This window comes from Evansella sp. AB-P1, assembly GCF_029688925.1.
Lineage (GTDB): Bacteria > Bacillota > Bacilli > Bacillales > Salisediminibacteriaceae > Evansella.
The window spans coordinates 286733-302274 of the sequence record NZ_JARUKY010000002.1 but is presented as its reverse complement, the minus strand read 5'-3'; the positions used below and the strand labels follow the sequence as shown (position 1 = coordinate 302274).

The window sequence follows — 15542 nt, the reverse complement described above, 5'->3', positions numbered from 1 at the left end:
GGCAACCGCAAGTCGGTCACCATTGAAATAATCTATCCTGATAGAAACTGTTAAGAAATTGGTTTTCTAAACATTCTTGGAATAATACCTTGTTTTGGTGAAAAGAAGAATGCAAGTAAAAACAAAATCGAAGCAGCAAGTACGATGGATGCCCCAGATGCAACATCATAAACAACTGAGAAGAACAGACCACTAATTGCTGAAACCACTCCTATTAGAGCTGACAATAAGAGCATTACAGGAAAACGATCTGTCAATAAATAGGCTGTAGCCCCTGGTGTTATAAGCATTGCCACAACAAGTATGATACCTACTGTTTGCAATGAAGCTACTGTTACTAATGATAATAGTAACATTAAAATATAATGTATCAATTTTACTGGTAGACCTGAAGCTTTTGCCATCGTTGGATCAAAAGTACTTAAAAGCAATGGCCGATAAAAAATTACAATAGCTATTAAAACAAATACACCTATCCCAACTGTAATAAGTAAATCTGTTCTTGAAACGGCTAATACATTACCGAACAATATATGCCACAAATCAAAACGAGTCCCTCGTAAGCTTGTTATCATCACAACACCTAAGGCAAACATAGCTGTAAACATAATTCCAATTGCTGAATCTTCTTTTATTCGACTATTCTGTGATATATATCCAATAGCTAATGCTGTTAATACTCCTGTTACTACTGCACCTAAAAAAAAGCTTGCACCAATCATATAAGAAACGACAACACCAGGTAAAACAGCATGAGAAATAGCATCCCCCATCAATGCCATTCCTCTTAAAATAATATAACAACCAATGACACCACAAATAACACCAACAAGTACGGATGCAACTAACGCCTGCTGCAAGTATGTGTAACGAAATAATTGATCAATGAACATAGGTATTTGGTTAATCAAGGATTCACCACCACCAATTCTTTCCCCTCTTGTATGAAAGTCGTACTCCCTTGATATGCGCGCTTTAAATTTTCAGCAGAATAAACGTCTTTAACGGAGCCAGCATGGATGAGTTCTTGATTCAATAAAACTAATTGATCAAAATATTTTTCTACTTTGCTTATATCATGATGGATTACAAATATTGTCTTGTTGGCGTTCCTAAGTTCGTGAAGTAAATTTACAATTATTTCTTCAGACTTTACATCAATTCCAACGAATGGTTCATCTAAGAAAAAGATATCTGCATTTTGAGTTAGGCTTCGTGCAATAAAAACTCTTTGCTGTTGTCCACCAGAAAGCTCCCCAATCTGTCTATTTGCAAAATCCTCCATACCAACTTTCCTTAAGGAATCATTTACAATTCTTTTGTCATTTCGACTTGGCCTTTTATACCAAGGAATGTGGGGATACCTACCCATTAAAACAACATCCTCTACGCGAACAGGGAAATCCCAATCAATCGTACTACGTTGAGGTACATAAGCAATATTCTTACGTACTTCCCTAATTTTTTTACCAAAAATAGTAACCTTCCCGGTATATTTCTCTAAACCGAGCATTGCTTTCATTAACGTTGACTTACCTGCACCATTTGGTCCAATTACACCAACAATATTTCCTTCATTAATGGAAAAACTCACATTCTTAAGTGCTAAGTTCCCATGGTAATGAACAGACAAATGATCAACTATAATTTCTGTATTATTTGCCATTTCCATCCTCCTGTTCAATACATTCCTTATTAATATTTAAAACGTATTTTAAAGATAAATTACTATATGTCGTACAGGCAACGAATGTGAATATGAACGATTTTTTTTCGTAAGATTTAAAAAGTTGCCCTAAGTAAACATTTCTTATCTATCATTATAGTTTGCTTATTCTATATTTTCAATCCTTAAATAATAATAATTTTAAATTACAAATTAAAACAACTCAAAAATAGTTTAACGGGTTACTTGCGAGGTGCAAAAATTGTAAATCTCAGACCAAATCACAAGCTTAATCACACAACTTTCACAACTAAAATCACAGTTTAAAAGGCACGAAGATATGTTCTTCGTACCTTTTAATATCATATTTGCTTGTTATACTAACGGTCCGTTACTTGAACAATGTTACTCGTTATGATTCCTTGTATCAATAAGAATACCTTCCTTATCAAGCCTTTTATAACTATAAGGAATATGGCTTAATTCATTATACATTTCATTCCAAATTATATTTATGAAACGAGATGGTTCTTTAAATAGATAATCAGAAGACACATTTTTGAAACGATAACGTTCGTTTGGGTAGGTTTCACCACAATCAAATAAATCAAGAACATCTTCTTCGATTGCAATTGCACCGATTTTAAACTCATAAACAGAATATAGTTCTTCAAAAAAACTTGTAAAGTCTGTAAACTCCTCTTTCCTTATACCAATTTGGCCCCATTCAGGTTCATCAAATTCATCTCCATAAAACCAAAAATTAACCATAAGTGCATTTGAAGAAACCGTTTCTATTTGTAATGTTGCCTTTCGTTTTCTTGGAAAATTGACATATAATCTTAATCTTAGTGAGTGTAATTTAATGGGGTGTGGGTCTTCTTCATCAAAGGAGTATCCTCTTTCAAAAAAGGCTATTATTTCATCGACGTTTTTGTCTACGATTTCAACTTTATTTGTTAACTTGGATAACCTACTTATAATGGCTTGTATTGCTTTCGATTTCTTTTCTTTAAGTTCCGTAATGAAACTAACTTCAAGGAAAGGACCACCTTGCAACCATTGGGAACACTCCATCAAAAATTCCTCCTAAACGTTCAAATAAATACATTCACTTATTCCTCTATTTGCTTCTTGCACTAAACTCCACGTAACTTTAAGTACATTACTTCACAAAATCTGTTTATTCCTTCCATTAATTTTAGCATAAATATCCAATTTTTTCTTTTTCACAGCAAAATTCACATGACAAATCACATCGACATCACAAGAAGATATATTTATTTCCACCTATGTGAATAGGTGTGTGAATTACTTTGTGATTTCATGTCTATTTAGTAATAAAAGATTGATATAGTAACAAAAAAACACACGTGATTTCTGGTGTGAAATCGCATGTGTTTTTGCTTGTGAATGGCTTTTTAGCACCTATGAAAATAAACCCGTTAAAAATAGTTTCGAGTGTTTTTGTAATTAAATTCTATCTTTATAAATTGGTAAAAGGAGGCTTACTTTTGTCCCTTTAGATTCTTCACTTTCAACAAAAAAACGCCCTTTATGCTCTTCAATAATTTGTTTACATAATGGAATCCCAATTCCAGTTCCCTTTTCTTTTGTTGTGAAAAAAGGTTGGTCAATTTTTGAAAGTATAGCTTCTGGTATTCCAGGACCCTGATCTACTAATTCAATTCTAAAAAAGTCCCCATCATTATATGTATTTAATTTAAATGTCCTATTTTCCTTTTGCTTATCATAAGCTTCTATTGAATTTCTTAATATATTGATCAGAACTTGTTTTATCATCTGATCATTGACATACACTGGTGAATCTGATCCATTAATTGAAAACGTAAAATGTACATCATGTAACAAACATTCAGAACGGAAAATCATTAATAAAGATTCCATTAATGTTAATGGTTTAACAAAGTGCAATTCAATTTCTTTCCTAGAAACCGATAAAAAATCTTCAATAATTTTATTCATTCGTTCTATCTCAGAAAAAATAGTATCATAATACTTGTTTAAATTATTTGATAATCGTGATAATTGGAGAAAACCTTTAATAACTGATAAAGGATTTCTTAATTCATGAGCTACTCCTGCAGCCACCTGAGTCACAGCTTCCATTTGTTGTTGTGTTTTCAACATTTTTTCATGTTTTAGAAGCAGACTTTCATCCTTAAATGACACTATAACAAAATTATTTTCAAATTTCACAGCCTGTACACTTAACTGAATACCATCTTCCCGAAACGACGTTTCAGCACATTTTTCATTCTCCTTTTTCAAGGTATTTAGGAGAGAATATATTGACTCATAAAACGCATGATACTGTTCTAAGTAAAATGGTTCATTCATTTTAAAAGTTGCAATATTTAAACTTTCAAATAATGACTCCAACTGAGAGTTCCAATCAAGGATAACCCCATCAATATCCATAAAAATAATAGGAATTGGAAGACCATTAAACATACTGTATTTACTTTCCACTATCATTTTTTTCCCAATAATAACAACTACATTATCTATTCGTTCACCTTTTAATTGAAGAGGATGATAGTCTGCTCCTATTTTTAAGGTTACATTCAATTCTTGAAGAGAATGTTCCTTGGAGTAAATTATCTTATGATAAAAATGCTGAAACTTGTTCCATTCTTTAGTACTAAAACACCCTTGAAAATCTTTCTGAACATGACTTTTAACGGTGTCATCGTTTATATACAATCTTTTAAGGTTTTCATTTAGATCAAATACGAAGGTCCATGTATTAGAGAGCTCTGAAATTTTATTTAACAAAAAGTTATTTTCATAAGCTTCTTTTTTTGTATTTACCATAAATATGCTCTCCTTACAATACATATCATTGTCAGTTTCCTTGCCTTTAGTATACATGAATATGGAACATTTTGCTGTAAGAACCATATTTATAATAAAAAGTGTTAATTTTATTACTTAAATTGGTTTTAGGAGGTATACTTCATGAATCCCCTCGTTCGTCAAATGGTGAATCAGAAGATTAGATCTTTAACTGTTAAAGAATTAATTCGTTTAGGAAGAGAAAATAGAATATCTATAACTGTAAAGCAAGCAAAAGAAGTTCTTGCCATTCTTCAAGAGGAACCGTTCGATATTGGTGATAAAAAATTAGTATTATCTGTAAACAAAAAATTAAAATCAAATTTAGATCCAAAGCTTTACCAAAAAGCAAGAAAATTACTAAAACCTTATGAATCATATTTAGATTATTCTATAGACTAAAAACTTTTCTCCACTATACATGTATCTTACACCATGAGGTATGAAAAAAAGCATATTGTCTATACTTCTCTGAACTTTTATACCGCGTATTTTCAGGGTAGACCTCACATGCAAGTGAAGATTGCACCATGGGGGATGAAAATAATTTAATCCAATTGGAATGAGTGGAATCCCATGAGACTCCTCGAAAATGCTATCACATTTTCTTCGTGCGTGGGATTACTCTTAGAAGCAATTCAAAGTCCTGCGGGAAAAGCAACAGGTGAAGATCCCGCACTTCTGCACAGTGTGCGAAGTGTGAAGCTGAGGCGTTGCCCGTGGTAAAGAAGACACTGCGATTGCAAACGAAGTGAAACAGAGCAGATGTCGCACTTATACCCTTGTGGTGAAAGCGAAGTGGTGTGGAACGAATGATTAACATAACCTTTATTTGTTAATACTGCTAAGTTCGATATCACTTATTTTCAGGGTAGACTAAAAAAACGCACAGTGAATTTAATTCATGTGCGTTTTTATCTTTGTTTTAAAATATTATAAATTGAGACCGTTAAGAAATGTATCCATTTATACTTCTATTCCATTTAGTAATTGTTCTTTTAAATCTTCGTTAAATTTACGTTCTTTAATCATCTCAATCTCTAATTTATATGGAGCAAATTTATTTTTCTTATCTACACCTACGTATGGTGTTTCTAATATTTTTGGTATGTTATCAAATACTTGATGGTAAATTACTTGTTCAAGAGCTTCAAAACCTATATGACCGAAGCCTATATTTTCATGACGGTCCTTCCCTGCTCCTCGATCATTTTTACTATCGTTTATATGAAGTACCTTTAGACGATCAATACCAATAATTTGATCAAATTCCTTTATAACTCCATCCAAATCATTTACAATGTCGTAGCCTGCATCATGAACATGGCATGTATCAAAACAGATGGATAGCTTCTCGTTATGAGTAACCCCATCAATAATTTTTGCAAGTTCATCAAATGACCTACCACATTCAGAGCCTTTTCCCGCCATTGTCTCCAAAGCTATCTGCACATCTTGTTTAGGATCTAATACTTCATTAAGTCCCTCAATAATTTTCTTAATTCCCTCTTCAGGACCAGCTCCTACATGTGCTCCCGGATGAAGAACGATTTGTTTAGCACCTAATGCTTCCGTTCGTTCAATTTCACTTTTTAAAAAACGTACTCCTAATTCAAACGTTTCAGGCTTCAAGCTATTACCAATATTTATAATATAAGGTGCATGTACTACAATATTAGAAATCCCATTTGATTTCATATGCTCCATACCTTTTTCAATGTTAAGATCTTCAATTGGTTTTCTTCTCGTATTTTGTGGAGCTCCTGTATAAATCATAAATGTTGTTGCACCATATGATGCAGCTTCTTCACTTGCTGCTAATAGCATTTTTTTCCCACTCATGGAAACATGTGATCCTAATAACATTATATATCCTCTCCCATATAACTTAGCGTTTACTTTCGTTTATTTCTTTCAATTCTTCTTTGTCTTTGTTCTTCTTTGGCTTTTTTATATCTTGCCTTTTTCTTATAGCCAGGCTTCACACTTTTAGGTTTCGCTTTTGCTTTTGTTCGTCCTTTTTCTTGGCTTACTTGATTTTCAGTTTTTGTAGAAACTAACCTTGGACGATTTCGTTTTTCAATTTCCACCCATTCTCCTTTTTTCAGTTCACGGTATTTAAAAGAAATACCCTGTTTTTCTAGCTTAATAATACTATCTTGATCATGTCTTCCTATCATTGTAACTGCAATTCCATCCCAGCCTGCTCTAGCTGTGCGCCCTACTCGATGAATATAGTACTCTAATTCGGTTGGAAGTTCATAATTTATAATATGACTTATACCAACAACATCGATCCCTCTTGCTACTAAGTCAGAAGCAACTAAATATTGTACTTCAGCATCCTGCAAGCGTTTCATTACTTTTTTACGTTCACGAGGGCTAATTCCACCATGTAGTATATCAACATTTAATCCTGCTGTTTGTAATACTTCAAAAACTTCATCTGCCGTTTCCTTTTTATTTGTAAAAATTACTGCTAAGTACGGATTGATCGCTTTAGATATTTGAACCAATATCTCTTTTCTATCTCTGTCTCGATCTGGTACCAGCCAATGTTCAATTTTTTTAGGAGATACATCCTTAGGTTGAACTTGAACATGACGGGGGTTACTTAAATATTTTTGCAAGAAAGGCTTAAGTTTTTCAGGAATAGTTGCAGAGAAAACCATCATTTGTAATTCATTCCCCATGCGACTAGCAGCTCGATCAACATCCTCTAAAAAACCCATGTCTAGCATTTGGTCCGCTTCATCAACAACAAACATATCAACATGATGAACATCTAACGCTTGTTTATCAATCATGTCTGCTACTCTACCTGGAGTCCCCACGATTACATGGGGTTTTTGCTTAAGCTTGTCCATCATTCTAAGACGATCTGTCCCTCCCACAATTAATTGAGACTGAATTACTCCTTCTGAGAAATCGGTTAACTTCTTTAACTCATCGAACAACTGACTAGCTAACTCCCTAGTAGGAGCTGTGATTACAGCTTGAGTTTCTTGTTTCGTAATATTAATCCGATCAACTATAGGTAACAAAAATGCGAATGTTTTTCCAGTACCAGTTTGTGACTGCCCAATAACATCCATTCCATTTTTTATTGCAGGAATTAACCTCTCTTGTATTTCAGTTGGTAATGAAATGTTATGAGAATCTAATGCTTTTATTAAAAATGGTTGTAATTCAAATCTTTCAAAGTTATGCTTCATTATTAATCCTTCTTTCTTGGTTCTTTATGTTCGTTCTACACACTAACTATTTATTTTATCATGAATCCAATCCATGTTGCTACTTACAATTTCATTAACATTTTCATCTTGTTGAATTTTTTATTATTGGTTAATCGCCTATACATATTCTACCCCAATGCATATACCTAACATGAGAAGATCATCTATTTTTTGAAAGGATGTTCGAAATGTTTGGACCACGACCATTTCCTCCTCGTCCTCCATCACCTGGTGGTCTATTTTCAAGAGGAGCATTTTCATCACAACAACCGCAAACACAAATGCTACAACGTTCATTAAGTAGCGCTCCGATGCAACAAGCTGGAGGAAATACTGGTGGACTTTTATCTAGATTTTTCGGAAGCGGCGGAGGAGCTTCTATGGGAAACGCCGGATCTGCTGCTATGAGTGGGGCTAGCTCTGCAGTAGGAGGAGCGGGTTCTGCAATGGGAACTGCTGCTAATGCTGCCAATGCTGCTAATATTGCTAATGTTGCATCTGCTGCTGGATCTGGTGGAGGCTTGGCCAGTATACTAGGCTTTGTAGAAAATGCCCAAAAAGCAATTGAGGTGGTACAGACGTTTGGTCCAATGGTTGAACAATATGGACCACTCGTAAAATCTTTGCCTCAAATTTTATCCTCTTTACAATCAGAGGATGATTCAGATTCTAGTGATGATGACAATAATGCAGTCGATTCTGAAGACGAAATTGTGGATGAAATTTCGGAAGATGAACTGGAGAGCAATCAAGAGGATGAGGATGAATTAACAGAGATGCAGGACGAAGAAAAAGAAAAGGAAGAAAAAAGTAAGGAGTTAGAAAAAGATGAGGGAAGTAAAAACAAAAATGCAATAGCTGATAAAGAAAATAATTCAAAAAAAAGTGCACCTAAAAAGGAAAAATTAACAAAAAATAGTACAAATAAAAAGAAAAAAAAATCATATAATAATGTTAAACATAGGAAAAAAAATCAAACTCAAGTAAAACGAAAAAAGGAAAAAACAGGGGAAATACCTAAACCTAAACTATATATTTGATACCAGTCATATATTACAAATGACTGGATTTCTTTCTTTTCCACAATTAATTATTGACTAAATAACATTTCCATAGTAAAATTTTAAATTTATTTTCATATATGTTATAATAGAATCACTATTACATTGGAGGAATGCTCATGTTTAAAGTCGGTGACCACGTTGTTTATCCATATCATGGAGCCGGTACGATTAATGATATTGAAGAAAAGGATATTTTAGGCGAAAAATTAAGGTATTTTGTGGTATTCTTTCCACTTAATCATGTTACATTAATGTTACCCGAAAATCGTATAAAAAGTTCTGGCTTACGTAAAATTATTCAACCGAAACAATTAGAAGAGGTAGCAACTGCTTTAAAACCGACAGAATATGCCTCCAAGAAAGAAGCAGCACGCCCCTATTCGAAAGAAAATGAAACATTATTAAAATCGGGATCAATTATAGATGCTGCTATGGTAATTGCTAATTTAACATCTAAAGAAGGCGAACGAACCAACGGTTTACATATGGAGGACCGTAAAAACCTAGATCGAGCCAAGCAGTTTATAGTAAGTGAATTAATGCTTGTAAAGAATATTTCTGAAGAAGAAGCTCTACAATTTATTAGCGATAACTCTAAAGGAGCATAATTGTAATCCTTCCACAATCAACGTGGAAGGATTTTTTTATCTGACCTACAGAAATTACTTATTCAACATCTCTGATTGGGAATGGTCGCCCTTTACTGCTTAACCGTTTCTATTTTCAGGGTAGACCGCCGATGCAAGTGAAGGCTTGCACCATGGAGGATGAAAATCTCTTTCTAAGGTATATTCCCTTCCTGCAAACCTTCTTTTTCTCCATTTGCGGGAACATTTGGCGGCTTCTATCTTACCGCATTTTCGTTTTTCCATCGTTTGCAGGAACAATGACGGCTTCATTCATCCCGCATTTTCGTTTTTCCATCGTTTGCAGGAACAATGATGGCTTCATTCATCCCGCATTTTCGTTTTTCCATCGTTTGCGGGAACAATAGCGGCTTCATTCATCCCGCATTTTCGTATTTTCAGGGTAGACCGCCCATGCAAGTGTAAATTTGCACCATGGGATATGAAAATGATTTTAATCCAATTGGAATGAGTGGGATCCCACGAGACTCCTATATTTGCGGGTTCATAGAAGGACGCCAATGAACCTGCAAATAGGAAAAAGAGATTTGCAGGTCCATAGATGGTCGCCTATGTGCTTACCTGACCTTTATTTGTTAATCCTGATAAGTTCGATAACAGCTATTTACAGGGTAGACCGCCCATGCAAGTAAACTTCCACCATGAAGGATGAAAATAATGTTAATCCAATTGGAATGAGTGGAATCCTACGAGACTCCTGCGGAAGAACGAGCTAGACGAGACACCGCAGGAAGTGTAACGACCGAGGAGGCTTGACAGGTCGTCCGCGGAAAGCGAAGTGGGATGCAACGAATGATTAACTTAACCTTTACTTGTTAATACTTATAAGTTCGATATCAGCTATTTTCAGGATAGACCGCCTATGCAAGTGTAAATTTGCACCATGGGATATGAAATACTCTAGCTAAGGTATACTCCCTTCCTGCATTTGTGACCTTCCCCGTTTGCTGGAAGATCATCGTCTTCATTCATCCCGTATTTTTGTTTTTCATTGCTTACCGGGCTTCAAGAACGTTTCTTATTTTCAGGATAGAACACCATAAAAGTACAAACCTGGTTCAAGCTTCCTCTTACTCCTTCATTCTCCCGGATTGAACCGGATACTTTTGTACCCGCTTCATTTCTCCCTGGTTCAGCCTCCCTCATGCTCCCCCAAGCTGCGCCGTTAAATAAATTTGAATCATTTTAGGGCACACTTCCAATTCGCGTATTAAGCTTATATTTATTTGTCAGTTATTTTTCAGGTGATAGCCTAAAATCTTCATTTGTCAATTGAAGGACATAGCCTTTATAATAAAGAGATAATCATAAAAACTTTATGGGGAGGAACTATGATGGAAGTCATCAAAATTTCCCCGCGAGGCTATTGCTATGGTGTCGTCGATGCGATGGTATTAGCTAGACAAGCGGCAGAAAACCTAGAACTACCTAGACCGATTTATATACTTGGTATGATCGTTCATAATAAACATGTTACAGATGCATTTACTGAAGAAGGTATCATTACTTTAGATGGGCCAAATCGTCTTGAAATTTTGAAAAACGTTGAAAAAGGAACAGTAATATTCACTGCACACGGGGTATCACCAGAGGTGCGGAGACTTGCTAAGGATAAAGGACTTACAATGGTAGATGCTACATGTCCTGACGTTACGGTCACCCATGACTTAATTCGAGATAAAAAAGCAGAAGGATATGAAGTCATTTATATTGGTAAAAAAGGTCATCCTGAACCTGAAGGTGCAATGGGAGTAGCACCAGATATTGTTCATCTCGTAGAAACTACGGAAGATGTTGATCAATTATCTATTAAATCTGATAAAATTTTGATAACTAATCAGACTACAATGAGCCAATGGGATGTCTCTCATCTTATCAATAGTGCTTTAAATAAATATCCTCATGCTGAGGTTCACAACGAAATTTGTTTAGCAACACAAGTTCGTCAAGAAGCAGTAGCAGAACAAGCAAAGGAAGCAGATTTATTACTAGTAGTTGGTGACCCAAAGAGCAATAATTCTAATCGTTTAGCACAAGTTTCTCAAGAAATTGCTGGAACCCCTTCTCATCGAATAGCAAACGTTAATGAACTAAATCTTGATTGGTTAAAAGGGATAAAAAAAGTGGCAGTAACTGCTGGTGCAAGTACACCGACACCAATTACAAAAGAAGTTATTACATTTCTTGAGAAGTTTGATGAAGATGATCCTCATACTTGGGATACAACAAGTACCGTTAAGCTAACTAGGATCCTTCCTAAAGTAAAAAAGAAAGCATCAACCTAACCATTCAAAAGAGGAAGTCCCCAAAAAGCTCATATATGTTCTTTTTGAGGACTTCTCTTTAATTTTAGTTATTTATATTTTGATTTTATATGTATTTATTTTACATAAATTGAAATGGGTCTGTATGTACTTTTGATGAAATTACTTCTGTTCCATATCCTTTCTCTTCCAAGAACCGTTTAATAATTTTTCTAACTCCTTCTTTCATAATTTTTTCTACATTATGACCTGGATCCACCATCATGAGCCCTTCCATCATAGCATCGTGAGCAACATGATAATAAAGGTCACCAGTTACATACACATCTGCACCTTTAAACAAGGCAGTTGATGTATATTTATTTCCATCTCCACCAAGAACAGCTACTTTTTTTACAGAACGAGTTAGGTCACCTACCACCCGTACTCCTCCAACATCAAAAGCTTTCTTTACATGGTTAGCAAATTCCTTTAAATTCATCTCATTTTCTAATGTACCTAATCTTCCTAATCCGAATACTTGCCCCTCTATAGCCATATTATATATATCGTATGCCATTTCTTCATACGGGTGTGCTTTTTTCATAGCTTGAATAACCTTTTTCTCAATGGATGAAGGAAAAACACTTTCTACTTTCACTTCATTCACATATTCCATTTTACCTTGCTCACCAATATGTGGGTTAGTACCCTCTCCAGGCTTAAAGGTGCCAGTTCCTTTTGTATTAAAGGTGCAATGACTATAATTGCCTATAAAACCTGCTCCAGCTCTCCCTAGGGCCTCTCTCACATCATTAGCATTCTCCTCTGGTACAAATACCACTACTTTCTTTAATGGATCCTCTGTGGTCTCTACAAGTACTTCTACATTCTCTAACCCAAGAGCTTCTGCCATCAAATCATTAACGCCACCTGGTGTTACATCTAAATTCGTGTGGGCAGCATAAACAGCAATGTCATTCTTAATTAATTTTTCAATTGTTCTACCATAAGACTTATCCGTACGTAATGCTTTTATAGGTCTGAAAATGATAGGGTGATGAGCAATTATCAAATCAACACCTTCTTCAATTGCTTCATCCACAACTGTTTCTAAAACATCTAGAGCAATCATAACCTTTTTGACTTTTTTGTTTAACGTACCAATTTGCAGACCTATTTTATCGCCTTCAACTGCATATTTTTTAGGTGAATATGCCTCAAAGCTCTGAATAATTGCCTGTGCTGTTGCTAGTTTCATGACAGTGCCTCCTCTAACCATTTAATTTTTTGACAGACTAGCTCTTTTCTTGCTATAGTTGCTTCATTTCTTGCTGTACTTTTTTCAAGCTGTTCTTTTATATTTTCAAGTTGTTGTAATTCTTTCCTCCACTTTTCAACGAATGCCTTATTTTTTTCCTTTAATAAATATGGTCCGAGCCATAGTTCCTTATCTTGATCAGCACTATATGGTACGAATGGATCTCCTCGTTCTGCAACTAAAATTTCATAAATATGGTTATCCTCATTCATGATTACTTCGTCTAATAATATCCAACGGTTCTCTATTAACCATCTTCTTATATGATCCGCAGCTATATTTGGCTGTAGAATTAGTCTATTTACGTTTTGTAAATAGTCATTACCCTCAGCTAGTATCTTGGATATTAACGGCCCACCCATACCAGCAATTACTACGGTGTCTACCTTTTCACCAGTTAGTACTTTTAACCCGTCTCCTAGCTTCGTTTTTATCTTACCTTCTAAACCGTTTCTTTTCACCTGAGTAGCAGCAGCTTTAAGTGGACCTTCATTTACTTCTCCCGCAATTGCTTCTTTAGCAATTCCTTGCTTCACTAAAAAAACAGGGAGATAACCATGATCTGAACCAATATCTGCCACGATGGCATCTTTTTTAATAAAGGATGCAACTTTTTCTAATCGATTTGATAACTGCTGTTCATTCATCTTTTTCACCTTTTATGATTTATGTATTTTTAAATCTGTAGTTTGATTTTCTAGAATACAACATTTTATTTAGCAAAAAAAGAAGGATAAATTAATCCTTCTTTTTTTAGTATTGTGAATGAATATTCTATCCATACATGCATATTCTCATCACTCACGGAATTTAAACTATGTTATTCTGACTCTGATAATAAGTATTCAGCAATTGCCTCTGCATCAGAACCACTTGCAAGATCTCCTGGCATGGAACCAGGACCATCCTCTATGATCTGCACAATTTCCTCAACAGTTAATCTTCCTTCAAGAGCATTTACTGCTGGATTAGAACCGACACCAGCTAAATCTCCACCGTGACAGCTAATACAGCCTGTCGTACCATAAAGGTATTCACCTAATTCGATTGGATCACTAAACTCTTGCTCATTACCGTCATCATTATCTCCAGCCATATTTTGATCAATATTGAGACCGTAAAAAGATAAAATGATAATTAAACCTATCCCCAAAATAGCAGTAATAGCAAAAGGATAAAGGGGTTTCCCTTTCATTTTATGTACCTCCTTTTAATTATATCTCTATACACCCAACGCATGCTTAAGCATAGCTATGTATATTGTACTTTAAAATTTAATAATAGAAAAGCTTTGTGATCGATGAATCAACAAATTATTTTTTTATGCTCTTTTTGATAGTTTCTGTTAGGATGTTTTCTCTTCTTTTTGAAATGCCTCTGTCATCTTTTTCGGATCGTTAGTGATAATACTATCAATATTTAATCGATTACATTTTAAAGCATCCTTATGGCGATGCACATTATATGCTCGTACTACTAACCCTTTTGACATCCATCTCCTGTAATAGTGACTCGCTTGATAAGTATGGCGTATATGAATGGCATCAACTCCAATTTTACTTGCATATTTTATTGCGTTAAAGGGAGGCGTTTTTGCCAATAAAGCTGTTTTTATTTTAGGGTTTTTACTTTTGATATAAGCTAAATAGGCTTGAGAAAAAGTACTAATAATAACCGATTCAACCTTATTATGTTTTTCAATCATAGCTAGGCAAACATCTAAAAAACGTTCCATTACCTTTTGTTTTTGTGGCTTTAATTCTACATGTAAGGTTATATTTTGTCCCTTCGACCAAATTAGTACCTCTTCAAATGTAGGAATCTTTTCTCCAATAAAACGTTTATGAAACCAAACTCCCGCATCAAATTGACGCAGTTCATGAAGAGTAAAAGAACGCACATATCCTCTTCCATTTGTCGTTCGATCAATTTTTTCATCATGTATGACAACAGGAATGTTATCCTTTGTAAATTGTAAATCAAACTCAATACCGTCTATGGGATAAGCAACTGCAGAACAAAATGATGCCATTGTATTCTCAGGACAATAACGTTTATTTCCACGATGAGCAACAATCTTCATCTGAATAACTCCTTTATATTTTTTGATTACTTATGAGCTAGATTCAATATTGTAGAATTCACGTTGCTTCCCAATGCCAAAATAAGTACGTTGTTAACAAAAAGGAATCTTGTTTGAGGGAACCTCCGAGAAGCTAACGGAAGAACGAATATAACAAAGCTTATTATATAGTATAAAAAAACTAGGGTAATATATTCCAATCATAGGTACCTTACAATTAGAATAACTAACATAAATAGTGTTGTCACCACATACAAATAGGCAATAATGCTACTTTAATGAGTATAGTTGCTTAGGATTACTCTACATAGTCATTATTACAATAATAACTTTAGACCTAGTTAATGGATTTGCAAAATACATGAAAAATGAGTAAAATTAAATTAAATAAATGATAGCGCTATCATTTAGGATACACAAAGT

General features: G+C 34.6%; 15 protein-coding genes. 4 read left to right on the top strand and 11 right to left on the bottom strand.

What is annotated here, in order from left to right; genetic code table 11:
• Positions 1 to 50: 50 nt before the first annotated feature.
• From QA612_RS03670 to QA612_RS03655, 4 genes are all read right to left on the bottom strand, one after another.
• The gene (locus tag QA612_RS03670) at positions 51 to 893 is read right to left on the bottom strand and encodes a metal ABC transporter permease (protein WP_278282409.1); all 843 of its coding nucleotides are present in this window, start codon (positions 891 to 893) and stop codon (positions 51 to 53) included.
• 14 nt (positions 894 to 907) lie between these two features.
• The gene (locus tag QA612_RS03665; RefSeq protein WP_278282398.1) at positions 908 to 1666 is read right to left on the bottom strand and encodes a metal ABC transporter ATP-binding protein; all 759 of its coding nucleotides are present in this window, start codon (positions 1664 to 1666) and stop codon (positions 908 to 910) included.
• A gap of 405 nt (positions 1667 to 2071) precedes the next feature.
• Positions 2072 to 2743 carry a hypothetical protein gene (locus QA612_RS03660; RefSeq protein WP_278282397.1) on the bottom strand — a complete coding sequence of 224 codons (672 nt, stop codon included), beginning with the start codon at positions 2741 to 2743 and terminating at the stop codon, positions 2072 to 2074.
• Between the two features lie 396 nt (positions 2744 to 3139).
• On the bottom strand, positions 3140 to 4504 hold the full coding sequence (locus QA612_RS03655) for a two-component system sensor histidine kinase NtrB (RefSeq protein WP_278282396.1): 1365 nt from the start codon (positions 4502 to 4504) through the stop codon (positions 3140 to 3142).
• 144 nt (positions 4505 to 4648) lie between these two features.
• Here QA612_RS03655 and QA612_RS03650 point away from each other — a divergent pair, with 144 nt between their 5' ends.
• Complete coding sequence (locus QA612_RS03650) at positions 4649 to 4927, top strand: DUF2624 family protein (protein WP_278282395.1); 279 nt, start codon at positions 4649 to 4651, stop codon at positions 4925 to 4927.
• Between the two features lie 564 nt (positions 4928 to 5491).
• Here QA612_RS03650 and QA612_RS03645 read toward each other — a convergent pair.
• The gene (locus QA612_RS03645) at positions 5492 to 6391 is read right to left on the bottom strand and encodes a deoxyribonuclease IV (RefSeq protein ID WP_278282394.1); all 900 of its coding nucleotides are present in this window, start codon (positions 6389 to 6391) and stop codon (positions 5492 to 5494) included.
• A 29-nt stretch (positions 6392 to 6420) separates the two neighbouring features.
• Complete coding sequence (locus QA612_RS03640) at positions 6421 to 7740, bottom strand: DEAD/DEAH box helicase (protein WP_278282393.1); 1320 nt, start codon at positions 7738 to 7740, stop codon at positions 6421 to 6423.
• 209 nt (positions 7741 to 7949) lie between these two features.
• On the opposite strand from QA612_RS03640, the gene vrrA reads away from it, so the two are divergent.
• Complete coding sequence (gene vrrA / locus QA612_RS03635; protein ID WP_278282392.1) at positions 7950 to 8801, top strand: VrrA/YqfQ family protein; 852 nt, start codon at positions 7950 to 7952, stop codon at positions 8799 to 8801.
• A 140-nt stretch (positions 8802 to 8941) separates the two neighbouring features.
• Positions 8942 to 9433, top strand: a complete 492-nt coding sequence (locus tag QA612_RS03630) for a CarD family transcriptional regulator (protein WP_278282391.1) — start codon at positions 8942 to 8944, stop codon at positions 9431 to 9433.
• Between the two features lie 99 nt (positions 9434 to 9532).
• On the opposite strand, the gene QA612_RS03625 is transcribed toward QA612_RS03630, so the two are convergent.
• A complete protein-coding gene (locus QA612_RS03625) occupies positions 9533 to 9724 on the bottom strand; it encodes a hypothetical protein (protein WP_278282390.1) in 192 nt (63 codons plus the stop codon).
• Between the two features lie 1082 nt (positions 9725 to 10806).
• On the opposite strand from QA612_RS03625, the gene QA612_RS03620 reads away from it, so the two are divergent.
• Positions 10807 to 11757: a 4-hydroxy-3-methylbut-2-enyl diphosphate reductase gene (locus QA612_RS03620; RefSeq protein ID WP_278282389.1), complete on the top strand. Its 951-nt coding sequence runs from the start codon at positions 10807 to 10809 to the stop codon at positions 11755 to 11757.
• A 100-nt stretch (positions 11758 to 11857) separates the two neighbouring features.
• Here QA612_RS03620 and QA612_RS03615 read toward each other — a convergent pair whose 3' ends face one another.
• The 4 genes from QA612_RS03615 to QA612_RS03600 form a co-directional block, all read right to left on the bottom strand.
• A complete protein-coding gene (locus QA612_RS03615) occupies positions 11858 to 12976 on the bottom strand; it encodes a Nif3-like dinuclear metal center hexameric protein (RefSeq protein WP_278282388.1) in 1119 nt (372 codons plus the stop codon).
• Entirely contained in the window at positions 12973 to 13683 is a 711-nt protein-coding gene (locus QA612_RS03610) for a tRNA (adenine(22)-N(1))-methyltransferase (protein WP_278282387.1), read from the bottom strand. Before QA612_RS03610 ends, QA612_RS03615 begins: the two co-directional genes overlap by 4 nt.
• 173 nt (positions 13684 to 13856) lie before the next feature.
• The gene (locus QA612_RS03605; RefSeq protein ID WP_278282386.1) at positions 13857 to 14231 is read right to left on the bottom strand and encodes a c-type cytochrome; all 375 of its coding nucleotides are present in this window, start codon (positions 14229 to 14231) and stop codon (positions 13857 to 13859) included.
• A 150-nt stretch (positions 14232 to 14381) separates the two neighbouring features.
• Positions 14382 to 15119, bottom strand: coding sequence for a glycerophosphodiester phosphodiesterase (locus QA612_RS03600; protein WP_278282385.1), 738 nt, complete (start codon positions 15117 to 15119; stop codon positions 14382 to 14384).
• Positions 15120 to 15542 lie beyond the last annotated feature (423 nt).

Bases quoted from the DNA above. Each gene is read 5' to 3' on its own strand.
- QA612_RS03670 (WP_278282409.1), bottom strand. From the start codon at position 893: ATGTTCATTGATCAATTATTTCGTTACACATACTTGCAGCAGGCGTTA.
- QA612_RS03665 (WP_278282398.1), bottom strand. From the start codon at position 1,666: ATGGCAAATAATACAGAAATTATAGTTGATCATTTGTCTGTTCATTAC.
- QA612_RS03660 (WP_278282397.1), bottom strand. From the start codon at position 2,743: ATGGAGTGTTCCCAATGGTTGCAAGGTGGTCCTTTCCTTGAAGTTAGT.
- QA612_RS03655 (WP_278282396.1), bottom strand. From the start codon at position 4,504: ATGGTAAATACAAAAAAAGAAGCTTATGAAAATAACTTTTTGTTAAAT.
- QA612_RS03650 (WP_278282395.1), top strand. From the start codon at position 4,649: ATGAATCCCCTCGTTCGTCAAATGGTGAATCAGAAGATTAGATCTTTA.
- QA612_RS03645 (WP_278282394.1), bottom strand. From the start codon at position 6,391: ATGTTATTAGGATCACATGTTTCCATGAGTGGGAAAAAAATGCTATTA.
- QA612_RS03640 (WP_278282393.1), bottom strand. From the start codon at position 7,740: ATGAAGCATAACTTTGAAAGATTTGAATTACAACCATTTTTAATAAAA.
- vrrA (WP_278282392.1), top strand. From the start codon at position 7,950: ATGTTTGGACCACGACCATTTCCTCCTCGTCCTCCATCACCTGGTGGT.
- QA612_RS03630 (WP_278282391.1), top strand. From the start codon at position 8,942: ATGTTTAAAGTCGGTGACCACGTTGTTTATCCATATCATGGAGCCGGT.
- QA612_RS03625 (WP_278282390.1), bottom strand. From the start codon at position 9,724: ATGAAGCCGTCATTGTTCCTGCAAACGATGGAAAAACGAAAATGCGGT.
- QA612_RS03620 (WP_278282389.1), top strand. From the start codon at position 10,807: ATGGAAGTCATCAAAATTTCCCCGCGAGGCTATTGCTATGGTGTCGTC.
- QA612_RS03615 (WP_278282388.1), bottom strand. From the start codon at position 12,976: ATGAAACTAGCAACAGCACAGGCAATTATTCAGAGCTTTGAGGCATAT.
- QA612_RS03610 (WP_278282387.1), bottom strand. From the start codon at position 13,683: ATGAATGAACAGCAGTTATCAAATCGATTAGAAAAAGTTGCATCCTTT.
- QA612_RS03605 (WP_278282386.1), bottom strand. From the start codon at position 14,231: ATGAAAGGGAAACCCCTTTATCCTTTTGCTATTACTGCTATTTTGGGG.
- QA612_RS03600 (WP_278282385.1), bottom strand. From the start codon at position 15,119: ATGAAGATTGTTGCTCATCGTGGAAATAAACGTTATTGTCCTGAGAAT.